We start from the raw sequence: 17,966 nt of genomic DNA on the forward strand, positions 1-17,966 counted from the left end.
CGGTCGTTCGGTCAGACGGCTTTGTTGTAACCAGACAAACCGGCGAGACCTATCAGGCCGGCACCGAACAGCCAGAATGCTGCAGGCAGAGGGACCGCGGTAATGGACAGAACGGTCAGGCTGTTGCCACTGCCGATGTCGAAATTCACATTCAGGCCTAAGAATGGGCCGTCGATCAGCGGCGAACCGGCGATACCGTCGTCGGTGAACGGGGCGCCACCCGAGAGCGGATTGCCTATGCAGTCGATGCCGGGGTTGCAGAGCGGTGTGACGTTGAGGGTGGTTACCGCCAGCGGGGCCGGTCCCTGGGCAAGGGTGGCGGCATTCCAGGGCAGACCATCCGAAGCCGGTATTGCACTGCTGACATCCGCGATCACGCCACCGTTGCGTATGAGTTCTGTACCGCTGATAACATCATCGACCTGCAGTCCGAAATCGATTGCGTTTATCAGCCCGCTGGCATCCCACACCATGGAGACGGGTACACCGATACTGATATTCCAGTCCGCAAGCATATTGCCAATGATGTAGCTGGTGCCGGCGACATGCGCGAGCGTGATGTCGTAGATCGTTGCCGTTGAACCGAAAGTATCGAAGTTGCTGATGCTGAGATCGGGTGACGCGCCCAGGCCCGTAACGGTATCGTATGTCAGTGTCGATTCGATCGGTTGCTGATCCATTACGCCGCCGATCGGGTCCAGCAGCGTGTATTGTCCGGTGAAGTGGAACTCCAGTAGCGCAGCTGATAGCGGAGTGCTCAGTGCTGCAAGCAACAGCGCGACGGGGCGTGTGACGATATTTTGCAGCTTGTTCATGTCAGGCTCCTCCCATTTTGTTGTGTCGCGAGCCGGGAGCAAGGCGTGGTCCGGATGCCGGGCGTGTCCCATATGACACCCCCGCAGCGGCTGCAGACCGTCCTGCTGCAGGCTTATTATGGTAACCACCCTGGAAAGCATAGCATGGACGCCATATATCTCGTTTCATGGCAGTCGGGGCAAGGCGCTGTCCGCCCCGAAGCGAGCGCCGTGACGCCTGTACCCTGTTGAACACAAGTGGATTTCCGGGTGACGCCTGGCGGTCTGGCCGGCGTGTCCTGCAAGTGCAACACCATGTGATGTGTGAAAATGCTGCGCCTGGCGTGGCCGTTATTCGTTCCGCCGGCAACGGCACACACGGGGGCGGGACGCATGCGGCGTCAGGTGGCGGTCGTTCCGGCTGGCAGCGGCAGGATGACGGTGCAGGCGGCGTTGCAGTCCGCATAGACCGTCGCTGAACCGGGTGTGCCTGCTGCGTCGAAACCGGGAATTATGCGGTTTCAGGCATCCTTGCCCCGCCTGCCCCAGACTGCGTACACCGGATCCGACAGCCGGAGCTGGTCGGCGTATTTGTCGTCGGCCGGGCGCGGATAGCCACGCACCGATTCCGTGCCCAGGTTGCCGAAGGCGTCCGCAGCACGCAGGAATTCCAGTACCAGGGCCATCCGCTCGAAGGGGTGCAGGTCGCTCCACAGGGCAATGGCCTTGGTCGGGAACCAGCGTTCGGTGAAGGTGAAAATGCACGGCGCCCCCGGTTTCAGTACGCGTCCCAGCTCGCGCAGCACCTCCACCGGCCGGGTCAGGTATTCGATGGAGGCGGTACAGACAGCCGCATCGAAGGTATGCGCGGGCCATGGCAGTACCGGCGCGGCATTGAGGTCGTGCACCACGCGCTCGCGCAGCTGCGCATTCTGCGCCAGTTCCTCCGCGTTCATGCCCAGTCCCGAGACCCGCAGGTCGCCGATTTCTGCCGGCAGGTGCGATACCCAGCTGCTCATCAGGTCGAGCACCCGCATGCCGGGCGCGAGCAAGCGCTGGTACAGCGCCGTGATGATGCCGGTCGCGGTGCGATCGAGATGGTGCACCAGCCGCGGCCGGGCGTAGAACTGCGCATCGTCGCGCGGATCCATGCGCGCGAACGGTGCGCCGGCGAACCAGTCCGTCGCGCCGGGCGGGTACAGCGTTTCCAGGCCGACACCGGCGGCGAGCATGTCCATGAGCGGGTCGTTGCAGCGCCCGCCGTGTTCGGATGCACTGCCGAGCCGGCGGTCTATACGTGCAGACACCGCAAGGGAATACTCCGCGAGCGGGTGGTTGAGATCGAGTACGACCGCAGTGTCAGCAAGCGCCGCGATGCGCAGTGGCTGCACGTTTCCCGCATGGATGTCCGCCGTGCCGGCCGCGATGTAGCGGGGGTAGTGGCGACCGCGGTGAATACGGATCTGCGGACCACTGCTGCGTGCGAGCCTGAGTGCACTCAAGGGGACACGGTGCAGGTTGCGCTCCGAGTACGGCGGCACGAGTTCGCCACCGGCGAATTCCTCACCGACCCATTCGCCGGTACTGTCCGGCAGTCGCAGTGACAGGGTGCCCGGCAGGATGTCGCGCCAGAAGTTGATTCTCTCGAAGTACTGGCGGTTGCGATGTGCGATGCCGTCCTGCTGCCAGTCGATGCGCAGCTCCACTGCCGCCAGCTCGGACGCGGCGCTCATGCGGTTGCCAGTGCCATGCGCGCGGGGCGTGACGGCTGCGCCGGCTCGGCGGGCCGCATATCAGTCCTGCGCATGATCCGGTTCCAACTCGATGTAGAACGTCGACAGGACCTGCTCCTGCTGCCGGCGTGCGGGCCGGGTCTGGCGCAGGCGGGCCTCCACGCGTGCTGCATCGATGACCTGGCGGTCGATGATTTCCGGATACAGCCGGAACTGCTGCGCGAGTTTGAGCGGCTGGATACGCGCATGCTGTTCGAAGGCGGCGCGGGTATCCGCGTCCAGTGACGGCAGCAGCAACTGCCACGGGGCCTGCCAGCGGATGAAGTCCTCGAGCAGCTGGCGATGTGCCGCGTCATGACGGGTGGTTTCGATCAGGTTGACGGGAAAGGCGTCCGCCGCAAGGGCGCGCCGCGCGAGCCCGCCTGGCAGGTTGACGCCATCCAGTCCGCTGCCGCTTCCGTCCTCCCGGCGCCGGAACACCTGGGCGGCCGGTTGCGGACCGGCGCAGGCATTGATGTAGTTCCCCAGGTGATCGGCGACGGCGCCGGGTGTCCCGGTATCGAGCCCGAGCCGGGTGGCGACCGCGGAGGTGAAGGTATGCCGGCAGTTCTGCCCTGGCAGCCACCGCAGCGGCTGGCTGCGGTCGAGGTCGGCCGCCGTCAGGGCGCTGTCCAGCAGCACCAGCGGACGCGCCTGTGTGTCCAGCAGCCACAGCTCGAAGTGATCGCGGAACGGGAACGGCACCTGATCGTGGATCTCGAGCAGGTGTTCGAAGACCGCCTGTCCCAGCTGCTCCATGAGCCGGAAATCCTCGGACGGGTAGATCGGTCCGCGCCGCAGGCCGGTCTGCTGCGACCAGGCACCAAAGCGGATGTCGCTGACCTGCAGCCGGCCATCGCCCGCCTGGTCCTCCAGCAGCCCCTCGTTGCTGACATAGATATCCCAGTGCTCACCGTCGGCTGTGACGGCATCGGCGCTGCGGTAGCGCACGCAGTTCATGCTGCCGCGAAAGGGGTTGAGCATGCGCTGTGAGTAACATTCGAACGGCATCGTGCCGGCACGCCTCTCAGGCCTCGATTGCGCTATGCTACACCAGTCCGGCTGCGCTTGTCCGGCAGCGCATCACCTGAACCCGAAAGCTCCTCCCGTGCACGGATTCGATATGCCCGTACTGCGACTCGACAAGGTGTCTTTGGCCTTCGGCCACCGGGCGTTGCTCGACCGGGTCGATTTCGAGCTGCGCCGGGGCGAGCGCGTGTGCCTGGTCGGGCGCAACGGCGAGGGCAAGTCCTCGCTGCTGCGTGTGATCGACGGCGAGCAGGCCGCCGATGAGGGCACGGTGTGGCTGCGCCCGGGGCTGCGGATAGCCGCGCTGGCGCAGGAGGTCACGCTGGACAGCCAAGCGCCGGTCTTCGACGTCGTGGCCGCCGGGCTCGGCGCGCTGGCCGGGGTGGTTTCAGCCTACCACCATGCTGCGCACGCCCTCGGCCAGCAGGGGGATGCGGCCGCCATGACGCGCCTGGCCGCCCTGCAGCAGGAACTGGAAGCGCAGGGTGGCTGGCTGCTGGAGCAGCGTGTGAACAGTGTGCTGTCACGCCTGCAGCTGGATGGCGAGACCGCCTTCGACACGCTGTCCGGCGGCTGGCGGCGGCGCGTGTTGCTGGCCCGGGCGCTGGTATGCGCACCGGACATCCTGTTGCTGGACGAGCCGACCAACCACCTCGACATCGAGGCCATCACCTGGCTGGAGGATTTCATGGTGGATTTTCCCGGCGCCTTGCTGTTCATCAGCCATGACCGCGCGTTCGTGCGCCGGCTGGCGACCCGCATCGTCGAACTCGACCGGGGGCAGCTGGCATCGTGGCCCGGCGACTACGACGACTACCTGCGCAGGAAGGCCGCGCAGCTGGAGGTGGAGGAACGTCATAACGCCCAGTTTGACCGCAAGCTTGCGCAGGAGGAAGCCTGGATACGGCAGGGCATCAAGGCGCGCCGTACCCGCAACGAGGGGCGGGTGCGGGCGCTCGTCGCGCTGCGCGAGGAGCGCCGGCAGCGGCGTGAGCGCGGCGGCACTGCCGAGCTGCAGCTCGACGCGGGCGAAAAATCCGGCCGGCTGGTCTTCGAGGCGGAGCATGTCAGCGTGCATTTCGGGGCGCGTGTCGTGCTTGCGGATTTTTCCGCCACGATCCTGCGCGGTGACCGGGTCGGCATCATCGGTCCGAACGGGGCCGGCAAGACGACCCTGATCCGCACGTTGCTGGGCGAGCAGCAGCCGACGCACGGTCGGGTGCGGCGCGGCGCGCGTCTGCAGGCCGCCTATTTCGACCAGCAGCGCGCGCAGCTCGATCCGGACAAGCCGGTGCTGGACAGCGTTGCCGAAGGCAGCCGCCGGGTCACGGTGAATGGCCGTGACCGGCACGTCGCCGGGTACCTGCGTGATTTCCTGTTCCCCCCCGAGCGGCTGCAATCACCGGTGCGCTCTCTGTCCGGCGGCGAGCGCAACCGCCTGCTGCTGGCGCGACTGTTCGCGCAGCCCGCCAACCTGCTGGTGATGGACGAGCCGACCAACGACCTCGACGTGGAGACGCTGGAACTGCTCGAGGAACTGCTGCTGGACTATCCCGGTACGCTGCTGCTGGTCAGCCACGACCGTGCCTTCCTCGACAATGTAGTCACCAGCACGCTGGTGTTCGAGGGTGACGGTGTGGTCAATGAATACGTGGGCGGGTATTCGGATTGGCTGCGCCAGCGTGCCCCGGCAGGGCAGGCGCAGCCCGTGGTGCCGGCCACGCCAGCGGCGCAGCCGGCACGGGAACAGCCGCGGCGCGAGACACCCGCTGCCCCGGGCCGGCCGGCCAAGCTGTCCTTCAAGGACCAACGTGAGCTCGATGCCTTGCCGGCGCGTATCGAGGCGCTGGAGGCCGAGCAGGCCGGGCTGCAGCGGACGGTCAGCGACCCGGCGTTCTACCGGCAGGACGGCCCGTTGATCGGTACGACGCTGGCGCGATTGGAGGCCGTCGGGGCTGAGCTTGAGGCGTGTTATGCGCGCTGGGCGGAGCTGGAGGGCTGAACGGTGCGCGCTTCAGGCGCGCGAGATGTATTCGCCGCTGCCGGTATTGACCTTGATGAGCTCGCCTGCGGTGAGATATTCGGGCACCTGCACCACCAGCCCGGTGCTGAGCGTGGCGGGCTTGGTACGCGAGGAGGCCGATGCGGCCTTCATGCCCGGCGCGGTCTCGCTGATCGGCAGCACCACGGTGGCCGGCAGCTCGATGCCGAGGATGAGTCCATCGGCGATGATGGCGAGCACACCTTCGAGCTCCTCGGTAAGGTATTGCAGCTCTTCCTCGAGGGCGTCCGCGGCGAGCGTGTACTGATCGTAAGTCTCGCGATCCATGAAGGTGCAGCCGTCGGCGTCGCGGTACAGGTATTGCACCGGCCGGCGGCTGAAATCGACCGGCTGGATGATGTCGTCTCCCTTGAAGCGGTTTTCGTACTTGGCCCGGGTGACGATATCGAAACCGCGTGCCTTGTAGAGCGTGCTGCCGCTGCGCGACGACGGACTCTGCACGTCGAGTGCCTTGATGATGATCTTGCGGCCATCGACGTCGATGACCATGCCTTTCTTCAGCTCGCTCGCCTTCATGACCGGGCGGGCGCCTAGCCGTGGTGATGCCCGTGCGGGCCATGCACGTGGCCGTGCTCCATTTCCTCGGCGGTGGCCTCGCGAATCTCCATCACCTTGACGTCGAAATTGAGCTGCACGCCGGCGAGCGGATGATTGCCATCCACCGTGATGGTGTCCTGCTCGACCTTGGCGATCGAGACCACGATCATGTTGCCATCGGGGCTCTGGGCATGGAACTGCATGCCGGGCTGAATATCCGTATCGGTGGGAAACATGTCGCGCGGGACGGCCTGGACCCGTTCGGCGTCGTGCAGGCCGTAACCCTGCTCGGGCGGTATGGACACGGAGAATTCGTCACCGGCGGTCTTGCCCGTGAGCGCATCCTCCAGACCGGGTATGATGTTGCTGGCACCGTGCAGGTAGCAGAAGCTGCCGTCGCTCGACTGGTCGATGATGTTGTCGTCGTTGTCCTTCAGCGTGTAGGCGATGCTGACCACGCGATTGTTTGCTATCTGCATGTGCGGCTCCTGTTAGGAATAGACTGCGGCGGGAATGCGGCGTAATCCCGGCATGTTAACACAACCCGTTGTCAGGTGGGTGAAAACGCCATCAAAATCGGGGGATTGGGCGGGACGGACGGTATGGACTGGCAGGTCTACATCATTCTTTGTACGGACGATTCGCTCTATACCGGTATCACCAACGATATCCAGCGCCGGTTCCGGCAGCATGACGACGGGCGCGGCGCGAAATATTTCCGCGGACGCCGGCCGCTGCGGATCGTCTACCTGGAGAGCGGGCACGACCGGCGCAGCGCCAGCCGGCGCGAAGCGGCCATCAAGAAACTGACGCGGTTCGGCAAGCTGCAGCTGATCGCCAGGTGCCGCGCTGCCGCGCACCCGCGCGGCGGCGTCATGTAGCGCCGGTGCCGGCCGGATGCCCGTGCTGTAAGGCTCAGCCGTGATCCGCCTCCGGCGGGGTGGCGTCCCCGGCACCGGTGCCGGGATGGGGCGGGCGGCTGCGCAGGACTTTCTTCTTCGGCTCCAGGGTGAACCAGTCGTCGCTGGTAATGGCGTGGAAATAGTCGGCTTCCTCGATCAGCAGCTTCGACGCCGCCGCGGGCACGGCTGCGATCTCGACCCGCACACCTTCCGATTTCAGGTGGCTCACGAGCTCGACGTAGTCCGAGTCACCCGACATGATGATGATGGTGTCGACCTTGTTGGCAAGCTGCGTGGCCTTGATCGAAAGCGGGATATCCGCGCTCTTGTGGCAGGGTCGCACCGAGCCGTGGTAGTTGGCGTGCAGGCGCTCGCGCAGCTTGGCCGAGATTTGTCTGCCCTCGCGAAAGTACACCAGTCGGTTGAGCGCGCGGTTGCCCAGCAGCCTGGGGACCAGCGTGTCGAAATTGAGCATGGTGTTCGGCCGGTTCGTTTCGGCGTGGATGCTGCGCTCCATATTGTTGCCGTCGACGAGGATGGCGACGGACTGGCTGATCAGGACCTGCGGTATCTCGCTGTTTGCCATGGTGCTGTCCGGCGGCTGTCGGTTTGCGCCGCGCTCGCGCTGTACAATGCACAGATAGCCTGGGAATTTCAATGTCAATCACGAGGTGGAATCATGACGGGAATCGCGCTGTTGCTGCATGTCTGGAGTGCAGTGATCTGGGTCGGCGGAATGTTTTTCGCGTGGATGGTGCTGCGGCCGGTGGCGGCCGCCCAGCTGGAGGCGCGCGCGCGGCTGCAATTGTGGGAGGGGGTCTTCCGCCGCTTCTTCCCATGGGTCTTCGCCGCGATCGCCGTCCTCCTCGCCACCGGTTACGGCATGATCCTGCTGTCCTTCGGCGGCTTTGACCACGTCGGTCTGCATGTGCATGTGATGCACTGGAGCGGTTACGCGATGATACTGATTTTCCTGCACGTCTACTTCGCGCCGTTTCGGCGGCTGCGCCGGGCGGTGGCCGCAGCGGACTGGCCGGCCGGGGGACGGCAGCTGGCGCAGATACGCCGTCTGGTCGGCATCAATCTGCTGCTCGGCCTGCTGGTCGTGGCGGTTGCCGCGGGTGGCCGTTACCTGCCCGGCTGATCCGGCTTGCGGGGTGCGGTAGTGCCGACTACAGTGAAATCATGTTGTATGTTGACGGAAACGGCGCGGACGTGCGCAAGGAGCATAACGTGATCGACCTGAGAACTTTCCGGAAGGACGCGAATCCCGGGTTTCCGCATGCACCCCATGACTGGACGGTTTCGGCGGCGCAGCGGACGGCAGCCACCGAAGGTCTGCGTCTGAACGATGACCACTGGCTGGCGGTGCGGGCGCTGCAGGAGTTTTTCGCACGGCACGATGCAGGACCACCGGTCAACCCGCGCGAGCTGCACGACGCCCTGGAAGAGAAATTCCACAGTGAGGGCGGTATGAAATATCTCTACCGCCTGTTTCCGGGCGGACCCGTGGCACAGGGCTGTCGCCTGGCCGGCCTGCAACCGCCGGCGGGCAGCGTGGACCGCGGCTTCGGCAGCGTGCAGTAGACTGCGCCGGGCCTGTCACCGACAGGGTTAACGAGCCGCAGGCTCCTGTTGCGGGCAAATGGCGCCCATTGCTTTCGAGAAGGCGTGCCGGAGGCGTTCCGGATCGCGGTCGGCCGCTGCGGAGTGGTGCTCTTGGTCCCGGGAATCCGCCCGGTGTGCGGGCCCGGGGCGCGTAGTGTGTTTATTCACCCGGCTGTGCCGCCGGGCGTCATTCCGTACCGAGGCTCGCGCACGCGACTGTGCGTAACCGGCGCATCCCGTTGCGGTTTTCAAGAGAGGTCTGGCAGCGCATCCCGCGGGGGTTGGCGGCTGCGCCGGGATGCAGCGCGAGGGTGGGTTGCGTGGGAAGGCGGGTACACCCGTGGGCCGGTCAACGTCCCATCCTGCCGCTGGGCAGGGTAGGGCGCGTTGCCGGCCCCGGCCGGATCAGCCCTTTTTGTTGGACTGTCCCGCCCGTTTGGCCACCTTGGCCTGCATGCATTCCTCGATATAGGCATCATGTTTCGCGGCATCCAGCTCGGAGGCGATGAAATCGCTGATGCAGTCGACCTTGTCGTCGACGTCACGGGGATCGGTGGTTGCCTGAACGACCGCCGCCTGGCTTGCGCCTGCAGTGGTAAGGGCGGCGGCGAACAGCATGGTGCTGAATTTCATGTTTGCTCCTGGCAGACCATGCGGTCTGTGCGTCATGCGGGCAACTGCCCGCAAGGGCAATTATTAAGGTGCGCCACCCGCCGCAGTAAAATGAATTTTTTTCATCCTCACCATGCAGGAAACTGCTCGTGCACCCGGTCGGGTCCGCCGCTGCCGGCCGCCCGGGGCGGGGCGTGACGGGGACGGGACGCACGCCGGAATCTGCGGTACCATGCGCGCATGCAGACCCTGACACATGCCGCCGCGGCGCCGGGACGATGAAACCCGGTCCCGTACTACTGGTGATCTTCGACGGGTTCGGCCTCAATCCGAGCCGTGCCCACAACGCCTGGGCGCTCGCGCGCACCCCGCATCTCGACCACTATTTCGCCAGCTGGCCGCACAGTGTGCTGCAGGCATCCGGCCGCGCCGTGGGGCTGCCCGACGGCCAGTTCGGCAATTCCGAGGTCGGTCATCTCACGCTCGGCTCGGGGCGTATCCTGGAACAGGATCTGGTGCGTATCGCCAATGCCTTGTACGACGGCCAGCTGGCGCACAATCCGGTCTGGGAACAGCTGCTGCGGGATGCCCGGCGCGTGCATCTGGTCGGCATGGTGTCCGACGGCGGCGTGCATTCCCACATCGAGCACCTGTTCGGTCTGCTCGACCTGCTGCACGAGCGGGGTGTCGAGCCGGTGCTGCACATGATCACCGACGGCCGCGACACCGCACCCCAGGCCGCGCTGGAATATCTGCGACGTCTGGAGGACAAGCTGATGCGCCTGGGCAAGGGCCGCATCGCCACCGTGTGCGGCCGCTACTGCGCGATGGACCGTGCCAAGCACTGGGATCGCACAGAGCGCGCCTGGCGCTGCCTGGTGCGGGCCGACGGGCTGAACGCCGATTCGCCGCGGGCCGCCATCGAGTCGGCCTACGCCCGCGGCGAGGGCGACGAGTTCATCCAGCCCACCGTCATCCAGGGCTTCCGCGGCATCGCGCCGGATGAACCGGTGCTGTGCTTCAATTTCCGCAGTGACCGCATGCGCCAGCTGGCAGCCGCCTTCGGCCTGGCCGACTTCGATGGCTTCGCGCGCGGCGGCACCGTCCTGCAGCGCCTGGTGTGCATGACGGAATACGACGCCTGCTACCCGTTCCCCGTGCTGTTCAAACCGCAGTCGCCGCAATGGGTGCTGGCGGAGGTGATCAGCGCCGCCGGGCTGCGCCAGCTGCATTGCGCGGAAACCGAAAAGTATCCGCACGTCACCTATTTCTTCAACGGCGGCCGGGAGCAGCCCTATCCGGGGGAGGAGCGCACCATCGTGCCGTCCCCCAAGGTCGCGACCTACGACATGCAGCCGGAAATGAGCGCATCCAAGGTCGCGGACAAGCTCATCGAGGCCATCACGGGCGGGCAGCACGATTTTATCGTCACCAACTTCGCCAACACCGACATGGTCGGGCATACCGCCCGGCGCGAGGCCGTGATCAGGGCGGTGGAGACCATCGACAACGAGAGCCACCGCGTCTTCCGTGTCGCACTCGAGCGCGGCTGGCGTATCCTGCTGACCGCCGACCACGGCAACTGCGACGAGATGGTGAATCCCAATACCGGCGAGCCCCATACGCAGCACAGCGAGTATCCCGTACCGTTCCTGATCATGGGCGCGGGGCCGGTGCGCCTGGGGACCGGGCGCGGCCTGGCGGACATCGCACCCACCATCCTCGACCTGCTTGGCCTGCCGCGGCCTCCCGAGATGACCGGGCGCAGCCTGATTTTGAAAGACGGACTGTTGTGAACCGGAGGCAGTCATGACCGACACCCGCGACCCCGCCATAGCCGTCCTGGCGCACAACCCGGCGCTGGACATCAGCTACGAGGTGGCGCAGCTGGTCGCCGATCGCAAGGTGCGCGCCGAGCGCACCCGGTACTACCCCGGCGGCAACGGCATCAATGTCGCCCGCGCGCTGGCCGAGCTGGCCGTCCCGTTCAGCTGCTGCAGCGTGATCGGCGGCGAGAGCGGCGACCTGCTGCTGCGCCTGCTCGGTGGCCGGCTCGGCGACCATCACACCATTTTCCAGGTGGCGGGCGAGACACGGGTCAACGCCACCATCCAGCAGAAGTCACCCCCGACCCAGTACGAGGTGGACAGCTGCGGGCCCGAGATACCCGCGGCCGTGCTGGACGACATCGACCGCTGTTTCCTTGCCGCCTGCGGCCAGGGCTACGGCGTCCTGACCGGCTCGAATCCGCCCGGGGTGCCGGATTCGCACCGGCGCGGGCTTGCGGAACGCATCAGGGAGCAGGGCGGCAGGGCGGTGGTCGACGCCTATGGCCCGGTGCTGCAGGAGGTTCTCCAGGCACAGCCCTACCTGCTGCGGTTGAACCGCTACGTCCTGGAGATGACCACCATGCGGCGTCTGGAGAGCATCGAATCGGTTGCCGCCGCGGCACGCGAACTGCAGCAGCGCGGTATCGAGCAGGTCTGCATCTCGCTCGGTCCCGACGGCGCCATCCTGGTGCAGTCCGGCAACAGTTACCATTGCGCCGCGCCGCGCATGCACGTGCAGTCGACGGTGGGTTGCGGCGACGCGCTGCTGGCGGGGCTGGTCAGCGCGGCCGCGCGCGGCGCGAATGCCCAGGACATGCTCAGGCTCGGCGTCGCCTGCGGCAGCGCCACCGCTGCGCATGCCGGGACCGAACTGTTCAGCAGCGCGGAACTGGAGCCGCTGATCGCCCGCCTCGAGGTGACTGCCCTGGATGTCTGAGTCGGGCTGTTCACGCCTGCGGTGACGGAATCCCGGCTGCAGGCGACCTCCGGAAGTTGACTGATCTCAAGACTGCGGTATACCGGATAGGCTATACTGCAGTAGCTTGGCGGCACTCTCGCCAGCCAGGCGTGCACCAACCGGGGGGGAGTGCATCCATGGCCGACAAGAAGCGCGCGACCGTTCAGGTCGCTACCAATGACATCCTCAATGCCAGGAACAGCCTGGAGCTGATGGTGCTCGAATATGGCAACGTCCACATCGAGACGCTGGGTCAGTTGCTGTCGCTGACCCGCACCGTGGAGATCGAGTACTCGCATCTCTGCGCCCATCGCCTGTGCAACTAGGGGTTATCGCGCGGCTCCCCGATAACCCCGGCGTCGCGTAGAGCCAATCACTCGTCCCCGCGAGCGGGGGCTGCCAGACTCAGTATTACTGCCGGCTGCGCTGTCTGCCTGCGGCGGATGCGGCATTGCGCAGCGCCGCGCGCGAAGGCGACTCGCGCCGCGGCTGGCGGATGCAGCCGGAGCCAAGTCTTGCGGATTACAGACGCCTGCGCAGGCTGAAGCAACCGTTGCTAGAGCCAGCGCATCAATCCGCATTCGAGCGGGTGGCTGAGCAGGTGATGGCAGGGGTAGTAACGTATCCGGAACTGCTGCAGACCACCGGCGGAACAGCCATTGTCGACATCGAACAGGTCACAGCGGTACAGCGTGGTACCGTCGGCACGGTCGCCGGCCAGGTAGAACAGCCGCCGGTGGGTGATCTCGAAGTTTCCGTCCTCGTCGCTCCGGCCGAGCACGCATTCGACCACCACATCCTCCGGCTGCAGGCCGTCGAGCGTCAGCGCCACTTCGAATGAGAGTATCTCACCGGCCTGTATCGATGCCGGTACCGGCGTGACCAGCTGTCCGTGCACGGCCGGCCAGGACCGGGCAACCGTCTGCTTCCAGGCAGCCAGCTCGCGCGCGCCCGTTGCCGCGTTCGCACTCAGGCGCCGGCCCTCGCGGGCCGCCGGCGCGTAGGACTGTTGCAGGTAGTCGGTGGCCATGCGGATGGTGTTGAAGCGTGGCAGGATGGTCTTCATGGAGGCGCGTGCGATGCGCAGCCATTCATCGGAATAGCCTTCCCCGTTGTGGGTGTAGTAGGCGGGGATGACCTGGTACTCGAGGATGTTCATGAGTTCGGCCGCCTCGAGCTGCTCGCGGGTCTCGCGGTCGAATTCGGGGTGGGGTGTGATGGTCCAGCCGTTGTTGCCGTTCCAGGCCTCCGCCCACCAGCCGTCGGCGACGCTGAGGTTGATCGCGCCATTGATCGCCGCCTTCATGCCGGAGGTGCCGCAGGCCTCCATCGGGTACTCCGGGGTGTTGAGCCAGACGTCGACACCGGGCAGCAGCTCGCGTGTCATCGACAGGTTGTAGTTTTCCAGCAGGATGATCCGGCCGAGGAATTCGGGGCGCAGGCTGATCTCGAAGATCCGGCGCAGCAGCGCCTGCCCGGGCTGGTCGTTGGGGTGGGCCTTGCCGGCAAACACCAGCGTCACCGGCCGTTGCGGATCGTTGACCAGACGCGCCAGCCGTTCCAGGTCGCGGAAGATCAGGCCGGCACGCTTGTAGGTCGCGAAGCGGCGCGCGAAACCGATCATCAGCGTGTTGATGTTGCGCGGATTCAGGTGCGCGGTGAGCCGGTTGGCCAGCGAGCGGGTGCGCGCGCAGCGCTCGTATTGCTGCAGTGCGCGTGTGCGGATGTCGTCGATGGCGGCGGCCTTGAGCAGCTGGCGCACGCTCAGGAAGACGTGATCGGGGATCTCGTCGATGAAGGTGTCCCAGAACTGGATGTCGGTCAGCTTCGCGCGCCAGCCGCCGCCCATGTACATCTCGAACAGCGCGACCCAGGAGCGCGCCAGGTAGGTGTCGACGTCGGCGCCGTTGGTGACGTAGCCCATGGGATTTTCCGCGACGTCGATCTCGGGCCAGGCATAGGCCTCCATCTCGGCCGCCACGTCGCCGTGGATGCGGCTGACGCCGTTGCGGAAACGCGAGCCGCGCACGGCCAGCGAGGTGGTGCTGAAGCCGTTCGGGTCGCGCGGGTTCGCGCCCAGCGCCAGGAACCGGGCCTCGTCGATTCCGAGATCATGCGGGGCGGTGCGGAAATAGTTGCGCATCTGGCCGTGATCGAAGACGTCGTGGCCGGCCGGCACCGGCGTGTGCGTGGTGAAGGCCGTGGCGGCGGCCACCTGCTCCAGTGCCGCCGCGAAGTCCATGCCGCCGACGATCAGTTCGCGGCAGCGCTCGAGGATCTGGAACGCGGCATGGCCCTCGTTGATATGCCACACCGTCGGCGCGTACTGCAGCGCCCGCAGGGCGCGGACGCCGCCGATGCCCAGGATGATCTCCTGCTGGATGCGCATTTCGCGGTCGCCGCCATAGAGCTGCGCGGTCAACTGGCGGTCCGCCGGGGTGTTAACCTCGACATCGCTGTCCAGCAGCAGCAGGCGGATATGGCCGACGCGCGCTTCCCACACGCGCAGTACCAGGCTGCGTCCCGGCAGGTCGATCCGAACCTGCACTTCGGCGCCATTGCCGTCGCGTGCCGGCGCCACCGGCAGGTCGCAGGGATCGCTGTGCTTGTAGTCCGCGATCTGGTTGCCGTTGCAATCCAGGCGCTGGGTGAAATAGCCCTGCCGGTAGAGGATGCCGATGCCGATGAAGGGCACCCAGAGGTTGCTCATGGCCTTGCAGTAATCGCCGGCCAGGATGCCGAGTCCGCCGGCATAGATGGGCACGCTTTCGTGGAAGCCGTATTCGGCGGAGAAGTAGGCGACCAGGTCGTGCTGCGGGTCGAGAAAACGGTCGATGCGCGTGCTCGGCATCTGCTCCAGGTAGGTGTCGTAGCCGGACAGGGTCTGCCGGTACTCGGTGAGCAGGATCGGATCTTCCGCGGCCTGGTTGATGCGGTCCTGGCGCAACCGGCGCAGGAACACCCGCGGGTTGTGATTGCAGGCATCCCAGCATTCCGGGTCGAGGTGGCGGAACAGGCGCCGCACGCCGCGATTCCAGCTGTAGTAGAGGTCGTTACCCAGCTCGCCAAGCCGCTCGAAACGCCTGGGCAGGGTGGCCTGGATCTCGACGCTGAAGTGGGTTCCCTTGCGAGTCTTCTTATTCATGGCATCACCGGGTCGGATCAGTTGGAGGCGGGGCGTTTCAGGGTTCGGCTTCCATCACGATGTAAGCCGTCGGGCATTCGTGCGCGCACAGGCCGCAGCCCTTGCAGAAATCGTAATCGAATACGTAGTACGAACCGTCCTCGACCGGAGTGCGTGTCTTCAGCACGGCGACATCCGGACACAGGGTCCAGCAGTTGTCGCAGGCCAGGCAATTGCCGCAGGACAGGCAGCGGTGCGCCTCGCCCGTGGCCTGCTGGCGCGCCAGCCCGCCAATGACCTCGGCCTCGCCGCTGCGTTCGGCAACCGGCAACACCGGGGCATGTATCCGTGCCTGGGGTTCGAAATAGTTCAGGTTAAGCAGGGCGGGGTCGATGGGCGCGACGCTGCGGTCGTCCGGATCGTTCCGCTGCTGCAGGTCGCGCGCGATCGCGAGCGCCGCGCGCCGGCCGTCCCCGATCGCGGCGCTGACCGAGCCGCTGCCGCCGCGGGCATCGCCGCCCGCGTACAGCCCCGGATGACCGGCGCTGCGACCATCCGCGCTGACACTGAGAAAATCATGCTGTCCGAGTACGGCGCCCAGGCCGTCGCTGGCGACCACCTGGCCTATCGCCGGGATGACCTGCTCCACGTGCAGCAACGACTCGGTACCCTCGAACGAAACGAAGCGCAGGGTGCCGTCGCGCTCGCGCAGTTCCTTGCGGTGCACCAGCTCCAGTCCGACCACCTGTTCGCCGCGCAGCACCAGGCGCTGGACGCCGCGGTGTTCGTGGAAGATCACGCCTTCCTCCATGGCCTGTCCGATCTCGCGCGCGATGGCCGGCATGACGTCGGCCGGCTGTTCCGTCCCGGCCTGCGGCAGCGACTGGTGCGTGACCACGTGTACTTCCTTCACCCCCGAGTGCTTGAGGACACGCGCCAGGTCGATGGCGGTATTGCCGCCGCCGATGACGGCGGCGCTCGACCAGCCGGGGATGGAGCCGACGTCCACCCAGCGCTTGAGCAGGTCGAGACCGACGTGCAGGTCGCGGGGTGTGGCGCCGTCGATATCCCAGTCGCGGCCGCGCTGGGTACCCGGGCCCAGGAAGACCGCGGCATAGTTACCGCGCAGTTCCTCGAGCGAGAAATCGCGGCCCAGCCGCTGGCCGGGCCGGAAGGCGATGCCGCAGGCGAGCAGGCGTTCGAGCTCGCCGTCCAGCACGTTGCGCGGCAGGCGGTAGGGCGGCAGGGCGCTGCGCAGCAGCCCGCCGGCCACCGGCAGGGCCTCGAACAGGTCCACTTGGTAACCCTGCCGGGTCAGCTGCCAGGCTGCGGACAGGCCGGCCGGCCCGCTGCCGATGACCGCGACCGACTGCTCGTGGTGCATGTTAGCGGGCGCGGGATAATCCCAGCCGCCGGCGTTGGCCTGGTCGCCCAGCCAGCGTTCCACGTGGTGGATGGCGATGGCTTCGTCGAAGTGCCCGCGATTGCAGGCCTGTTCGCAGGGGTGGTGACACACCCGGCCGGTCACTGCGGGCAGCGGATTGACCGCAACGACGGTTTCCCAGGCTTCGCGGTAGCGTTCCTCGGCGACCAGCGCGAGCCAGGCCTGGCCATCCTCGCCGGCCGGGCAGGCGGCATGACAGGGCGCCGGGCGATGCAGGTGCACCGGACGCTCCATGCGCCAGCTGCCGGTGTGATTGCGCAGCGACGTGGCGGGATGCGCGAACGCGCCGCGGGTCAGTTTCAGGCCCATCGCATGCCCCCACGCCGCACGGTGTCGGCACCCTCGCTGTCGCGGTCGTCCGGCCGCGTGCCGCGCAGGTTGTACAGTTCGATGTTGTGGTCGGCCAGCGCCTGCAGGTGTTCGAGCTCCTCGCGGGCGCGGTCGTTGTCGGCGAACAGGTGCCGGAAGCGGTTCTGCAGCCGCAGGTAATCGGTGACCGGGCGCACGCTGCGCAGCGGCATCGCGCCGGCGAGGCGGCCGCGCTCCAGCTCGATGATCGGGAACAGCCCGGTCTGCACGGCCAGCCGCGCCACCTCGATGCTGAGCGCCCCGTCGTGGCCCCAGCCGAGCGGGCAGGGGGAATGGATGTGCAGGAAGGTCGGGCCGTCGATGGCGAGTGCGCGCCGTACCTTCTTGCGGATGTCCGACGGGTAGGCCACCGAGCTGGTGGCGGCGTAGGGGATGTGGTGCGCGGCCACGATCGACACGATGTCCTTCTTGAGGTGGCGTTTGCCCATGCGCGCCTTGCCCGAGGGCGAGGTGGTGGTGACCGCGGCATGCGGCGTCGAGCTGGAACGCTGGATGCCGGTGTTCATGTAGGCCTCGTTGTCGTAACACACGTGCAGCACGTTGTGACCGCGCTCCAGCATGCCGGACAGGGCCTGAAAGCCGATGTCGAAGGTGCTGCCGTCGCCGCCCATGGAGATCACGCGCGTGGTGCGCTTGCGGCTTTTCAGTGCCGCCTCCATGCCGGCAGCCACGGCCGGCGCATTCTCGAACAGGGAGTGCAGCCAGGGTACGCGCCAGGCCGATTCCGGCCAGGCGGTGGTGAAGATCTCGAGGCAGCCGGTCGCGTTGGCGTAGATCACGTCGGGCCCGGCGGCCTCGGTCACCAGGCGCGCGGCCAGGGCCTCGCCGCAGCCCTGGCAGGCGCGGTGTCCCGGCTCCAGGCCGGTGAAGCGTGGCTGGCCCTGGCGCAGGTCGCGCTGATTCAGGGGATCGTTTGCATCTGCCAT

General features: G+C 66.6%; 17 protein-coding genes. 7 read left to right on the plus strand and 10 right to left on the minus strand.

Annotated elements, in window-relative coordinates; genetic code table 11:
• Positions 1 to 11: 11 nt before the first annotated feature.
• The 3 genes from R3F42_07390 to R3F42_07400 form a co-directional block, all read right to left on the minus strand.
• The gene (locus tag R3F42_07390; protein ID MEZ5541850.1) at positions 12 to 815 is read right to left on the minus strand and encodes a VPLPA-CTERM sorting domain-containing protein; all 804 of its coding nucleotides are present in this window, start codon (positions 813 to 815) and stop codon (positions 12 to 14) included.
• 500 nt (positions 816 to 1,315) lie between these two features.
• A complete protein-coding gene (locus R3F42_07395) occupies positions 1,316 to 2,527 on the minus strand; it encodes a class I SAM-dependent methyltransferase (GenBank protein ID MEZ5541851.1) in 1,212 nt (403 codons plus the stop codon).
• 60 nt (positions 2,528 to 2,587) lie between these two features.
• Entirely contained in the window at positions 2,588 to 3,577 is a 990-nt protein-coding gene (locus R3F42_07400; GenBank protein ID MEZ5541852.1) for a hypothetical protein, read from the minus strand.
• Positions 3,578 to 3,689: 112 nt separating this feature from the next.
• Between R3F42_07400 and R3F42_07405 the strand changes: the two genes are divergently transcribed.
• Positions 3,690 to 5,597 carry an ATP-binding cassette domain-containing protein gene (locus R3F42_07405; GenBank protein MEZ5541853.1) on the plus strand — a complete coding sequence of 636 codons (1,908 nt, stop codon included), beginning with the start codon at positions 3,690 to 3,692 and terminating at the stop codon, positions 5,595 to 5,597.
• Between the two features lie 12 nt (positions 5,598 to 5,609).
• Here R3F42_07405 and yeiP read toward each other — a convergent pair whose 3' ends face one another.
• Both yeiP and R3F42_07415 read right to left on the minus strand, forming a co-directional pair.
• On the minus strand, positions 5,610 to 6,173 hold the full coding sequence (yeiP, locus tag R3F42_07410) for an elongation factor P-like protein YeiP (GenBank protein MEZ5541854.1): 564 nt from the start codon (positions 6,171 to 6,173) through the stop codon (positions 5,610 to 5,612).
• 14 nt (positions 6,174 to 6,187) lie between these two features.
• Positions 6,188 to 6,673 carry a peptidylprolyl isomerase gene (locus tag R3F42_07415; protein ID MEZ5541855.1) on the minus strand — a complete coding sequence of 162 codons (486 nt, stop codon included), beginning with the start codon at positions 6,671 to 6,673 and terminating at the stop codon, positions 6,188 to 6,190.
• 123 nt (positions 6,674 to 6,796) lie between these two features.
• Between R3F42_07415 and R3F42_07420 the strand changes: the two genes are divergently transcribed.
• Positions 6,797 to 7,075, plus strand: a complete 279-nt coding sequence (locus R3F42_07420) for a GIY-YIG nuclease family protein (GenBank protein MEZ5541856.1) — start codon at positions 6,797 to 6,799, stop codon at positions 7,073 to 7,075.
• A 34-nt stretch (positions 7,076 to 7,109) separates the two neighbouring features.
• Here the strand turns inward: R3F42_07420 and R3F42_07425 are convergent, their stop codons facing one another.
• Positions 7,110 to 7,682: an NYN domain-containing protein gene (locus R3F42_07425; protein MEZ5541857.1), complete on the minus strand. Its 573-nt coding sequence runs from the start codon at positions 7,680 to 7,682 to the stop codon at positions 7,110 to 7,112.
• Between the two features lie 93 nt (positions 7,683 to 7,775).
• Here R3F42_07425 and R3F42_07430 point away from each other — a divergent pair, with 93 nt between their 5' ends.
• Together R3F42_07430 and R3F42_07435 are read left to right on the plus strand one after the other, a co-directional pair.
• Positions 7,776 to 8,240, plus strand: a complete 465-nt coding sequence (locus R3F42_07430; protein ID MEZ5541858.1) for a CopD family protein — start codon at positions 7,776 to 7,778, stop codon at positions 8,238 to 8,240.
• Between the two features lie 89 nt (positions 8,241 to 8,329).
• Positions 8,330 to 8,683, plus strand: a complete 354-nt coding sequence (locus R3F42_07435) for a TusE/DsrC/DsvC family sulfur relay protein (protein MEZ5541859.1) — start codon at positions 8,330 to 8,332, stop codon at positions 8,681 to 8,683.
• Positions 8,684 to 9,109: 426 nt separating this feature from the next.
• On the opposite strand, the gene R3F42_07440 is transcribed toward R3F42_07435, so the two are convergent.
• Positions 9,110 to 9,337 carry a hypothetical protein gene (locus R3F42_07440; protein ID MEZ5541860.1) on the minus strand — a complete coding sequence of 76 codons (228 nt, stop codon included), beginning with the start codon at positions 9,335 to 9,337 and terminating at the stop codon, positions 9,110 to 9,112.
• 257 nt (positions 9,338 to 9,594) lie between these two features.
• On the opposite strand from R3F42_07440, the gene gpmI reads away from it, so the two are divergent.
• The 3 genes from gpmI (at position 9,595) to R3F42_07455 (ending at position 12,429) form a co-directional block, all read left to right on the plus strand.
• The gene (gene gpmI, locus R3F42_07445; GenBank protein MEZ5541861.1) at positions 9,595 to 11,112 is read left to right on the plus strand and encodes a 2,3-bisphosphoglycerate-independent phosphoglycerate mutase; all 1,518 of its coding nucleotides are present in this window, start codon (positions 9,595 to 9,597) and stop codon (positions 11,110 to 11,112) included.
• 13 nt (positions 11,113 to 11,125) lie between these two features.
• Positions 11,126 to 12,082: a hexose kinase gene (locus tag R3F42_07450; GenBank protein MEZ5541862.1), complete on the plus strand. Its 957-nt coding sequence runs from the start codon at positions 11,126 to 11,128 to the stop codon at positions 12,080 to 12,082.
• 158 nt (positions 12,083 to 12,240) lie between these two features.
• Entirely contained in the window at positions 12,241 to 12,429 is a 189-nt protein-coding gene (locus tag R3F42_07455; GenBank protein ID MEZ5541863.1) for a hypothetical protein, read from the plus strand.
• A 230-nt stretch (positions 12,430 to 12,659) separates the two neighbouring features.
• On the opposite strand, the gene glgP is transcribed toward R3F42_07455, so the two are convergent.
• Genes glgP through R3F42_07470 form a run of 3 tightly spaced genes read right to left on the minus strand, consistent with a single transcriptional unit; the run spans position 12,660 to position 17,966 of the window.
• Positions 12,660 to 15,248 (minus strand): alpha-glucan family phosphorylase, encoded by a 2,589-nt coding sequence (gene glgP, locus R3F42_07460; protein ID MEZ5541864.1) that lies wholly within the window; start codon positions 15,246 to 15,248, stop codon positions 12,660 to 12,662.
• 37 nt (positions 15,249 to 15,285) lie between these two features.
• A complete protein-coding gene (locus R3F42_07465; GenBank protein ID MEZ5541865.1) occupies positions 15,286 to 16,980 on the minus strand; it encodes an FAD-dependent oxidoreductase in 1,695 nt (564 codons plus the stop codon).
• Positions 16,971 to 17,966 carry a thiamine pyrophosphate-dependent enzyme gene (locus tag R3F42_07470; GenBank protein ID MEZ5541866.1) on the minus strand — a complete coding sequence of 332 codons (996 nt, stop codon included), beginning with the start codon at positions 17,964 to 17,966 and terminating at the stop codon, positions 16,971 to 16,973. The genes R3F42_07465 and R3F42_07470 overlap by 10 nt, the downstream gene beginning before the upstream one ends.

This window comes from Pseudomonadota bacterium, assembly GCA_041395565.1.
GTDB lineage: Bacteria > Pseudomonadota > Gammaproteobacteria > UBA9214 > UBA9214 > UBA9214.

Excerpts from the sequence above, each read along its gene's own strand:
- glgP (MEZ5541864.1), bottom strand. The coding sequence starts at position 15,248 with ATGAATAAGAAGACTCGCAAGGGAACCCACTTCAGCGTCGAGATCCAG.
- R3F42_07400 (MEZ5541852.1), bottom strand. The coding sequence starts at position 3,577 with ATGCCGTTCGAATGTTACTCACAGCGCATGCTCAACCCCTTTCGCGGC.
- R3F42_07440 (MEZ5541860.1), bottom strand. The coding sequence starts at position 9,337 with ATGAAATTCAGCACCATGCTGTTCGCCGCCGCCCTTACCACTGCAGGC.
- R3F42_07450 (MEZ5541862.1), top strand. The coding sequence starts at position 11,126 with ATGACCGACACCCGCGACCCCGCCATAGCCGTCCTGGCGCACAACCCG.
- R3F42_07455 (MEZ5541863.1), top strand. The coding sequence starts at position 12,241 with ATGGCCGACAAGAAGCGCGCGACCGTTCAGGTCGCTACCAATGACATC.
- R3F42_07425 (MEZ5541857.1), bottom strand. The coding sequence starts at position 7,682 with ATGGCAAACAGCGAGATACCGCAGGTCCTGATCAGCCAGTCCGTCGCC.
- R3F42_07420 (MEZ5541856.1), top strand. The coding sequence starts at position 6,797 with ATGGACTGGCAGGTCTACATCATTCTTTGTACGGACGATTCGCTCTAT.
- R3F42_07390 (MEZ5541850.1), bottom strand. The coding sequence starts at position 815 with ATGAACAAGCTGCAAAATATCGTCACACGCCCCGTCGCGCTGTTGCTT.
- R3F42_07405 (MEZ5541853.1), top strand. The coding sequence starts at position 3,690 with ATGCCCGTACTGCGACTCGACAAGGTGTCTTTGGCCTTCGGCCACCGG.
- R3F42_07430 (MEZ5541858.1), top strand. The coding sequence starts at position 7,776 with ATGACGGGAATCGCGCTGTTGCTGCATGTCTGGAGTGCAGTGATCTGG.
- gpmI (MEZ5541861.1), top strand. The coding sequence starts at position 9,595 with ATGAAACCCGGTCCCGTACTACTGGTGATCTTCGACGGGTTCGGCCTC.
- R3F42_07415 (MEZ5541855.1), bottom strand. The coding sequence starts at position 6,673 with ATGCAGATAGCAAACAATCGCGTGGTCAGCATCGCCTACACGCTGAAG.
- R3F42_07465 (MEZ5541865.1), bottom strand. The coding sequence starts at position 16,980 with ATGGGCCTGAAACTGACCCGCGGCGCGTTCGCGCATCCCGCCACGTCG.
- R3F42_07470 (MEZ5541866.1), bottom strand. The coding sequence starts at position 17,966 with ATGGCAGATGCAAACGATCCCCTGAATCAGCGCGACCTGCGCCAGGGC.
- yeiP (MEZ5541854.1), bottom strand. The coding sequence starts at position 6,173 with ATGAAGGCGAGCGAGCTGAAGAAAGGCATGGTCATCGACGTCGATGGC.
- R3F42_07395 (MEZ5541851.1), bottom strand. The coding sequence starts at position 2,527 with ATGAGCGCCGCGTCCGAGCTGGCGGCAGTGGAGCTGCGCATCGACTGG.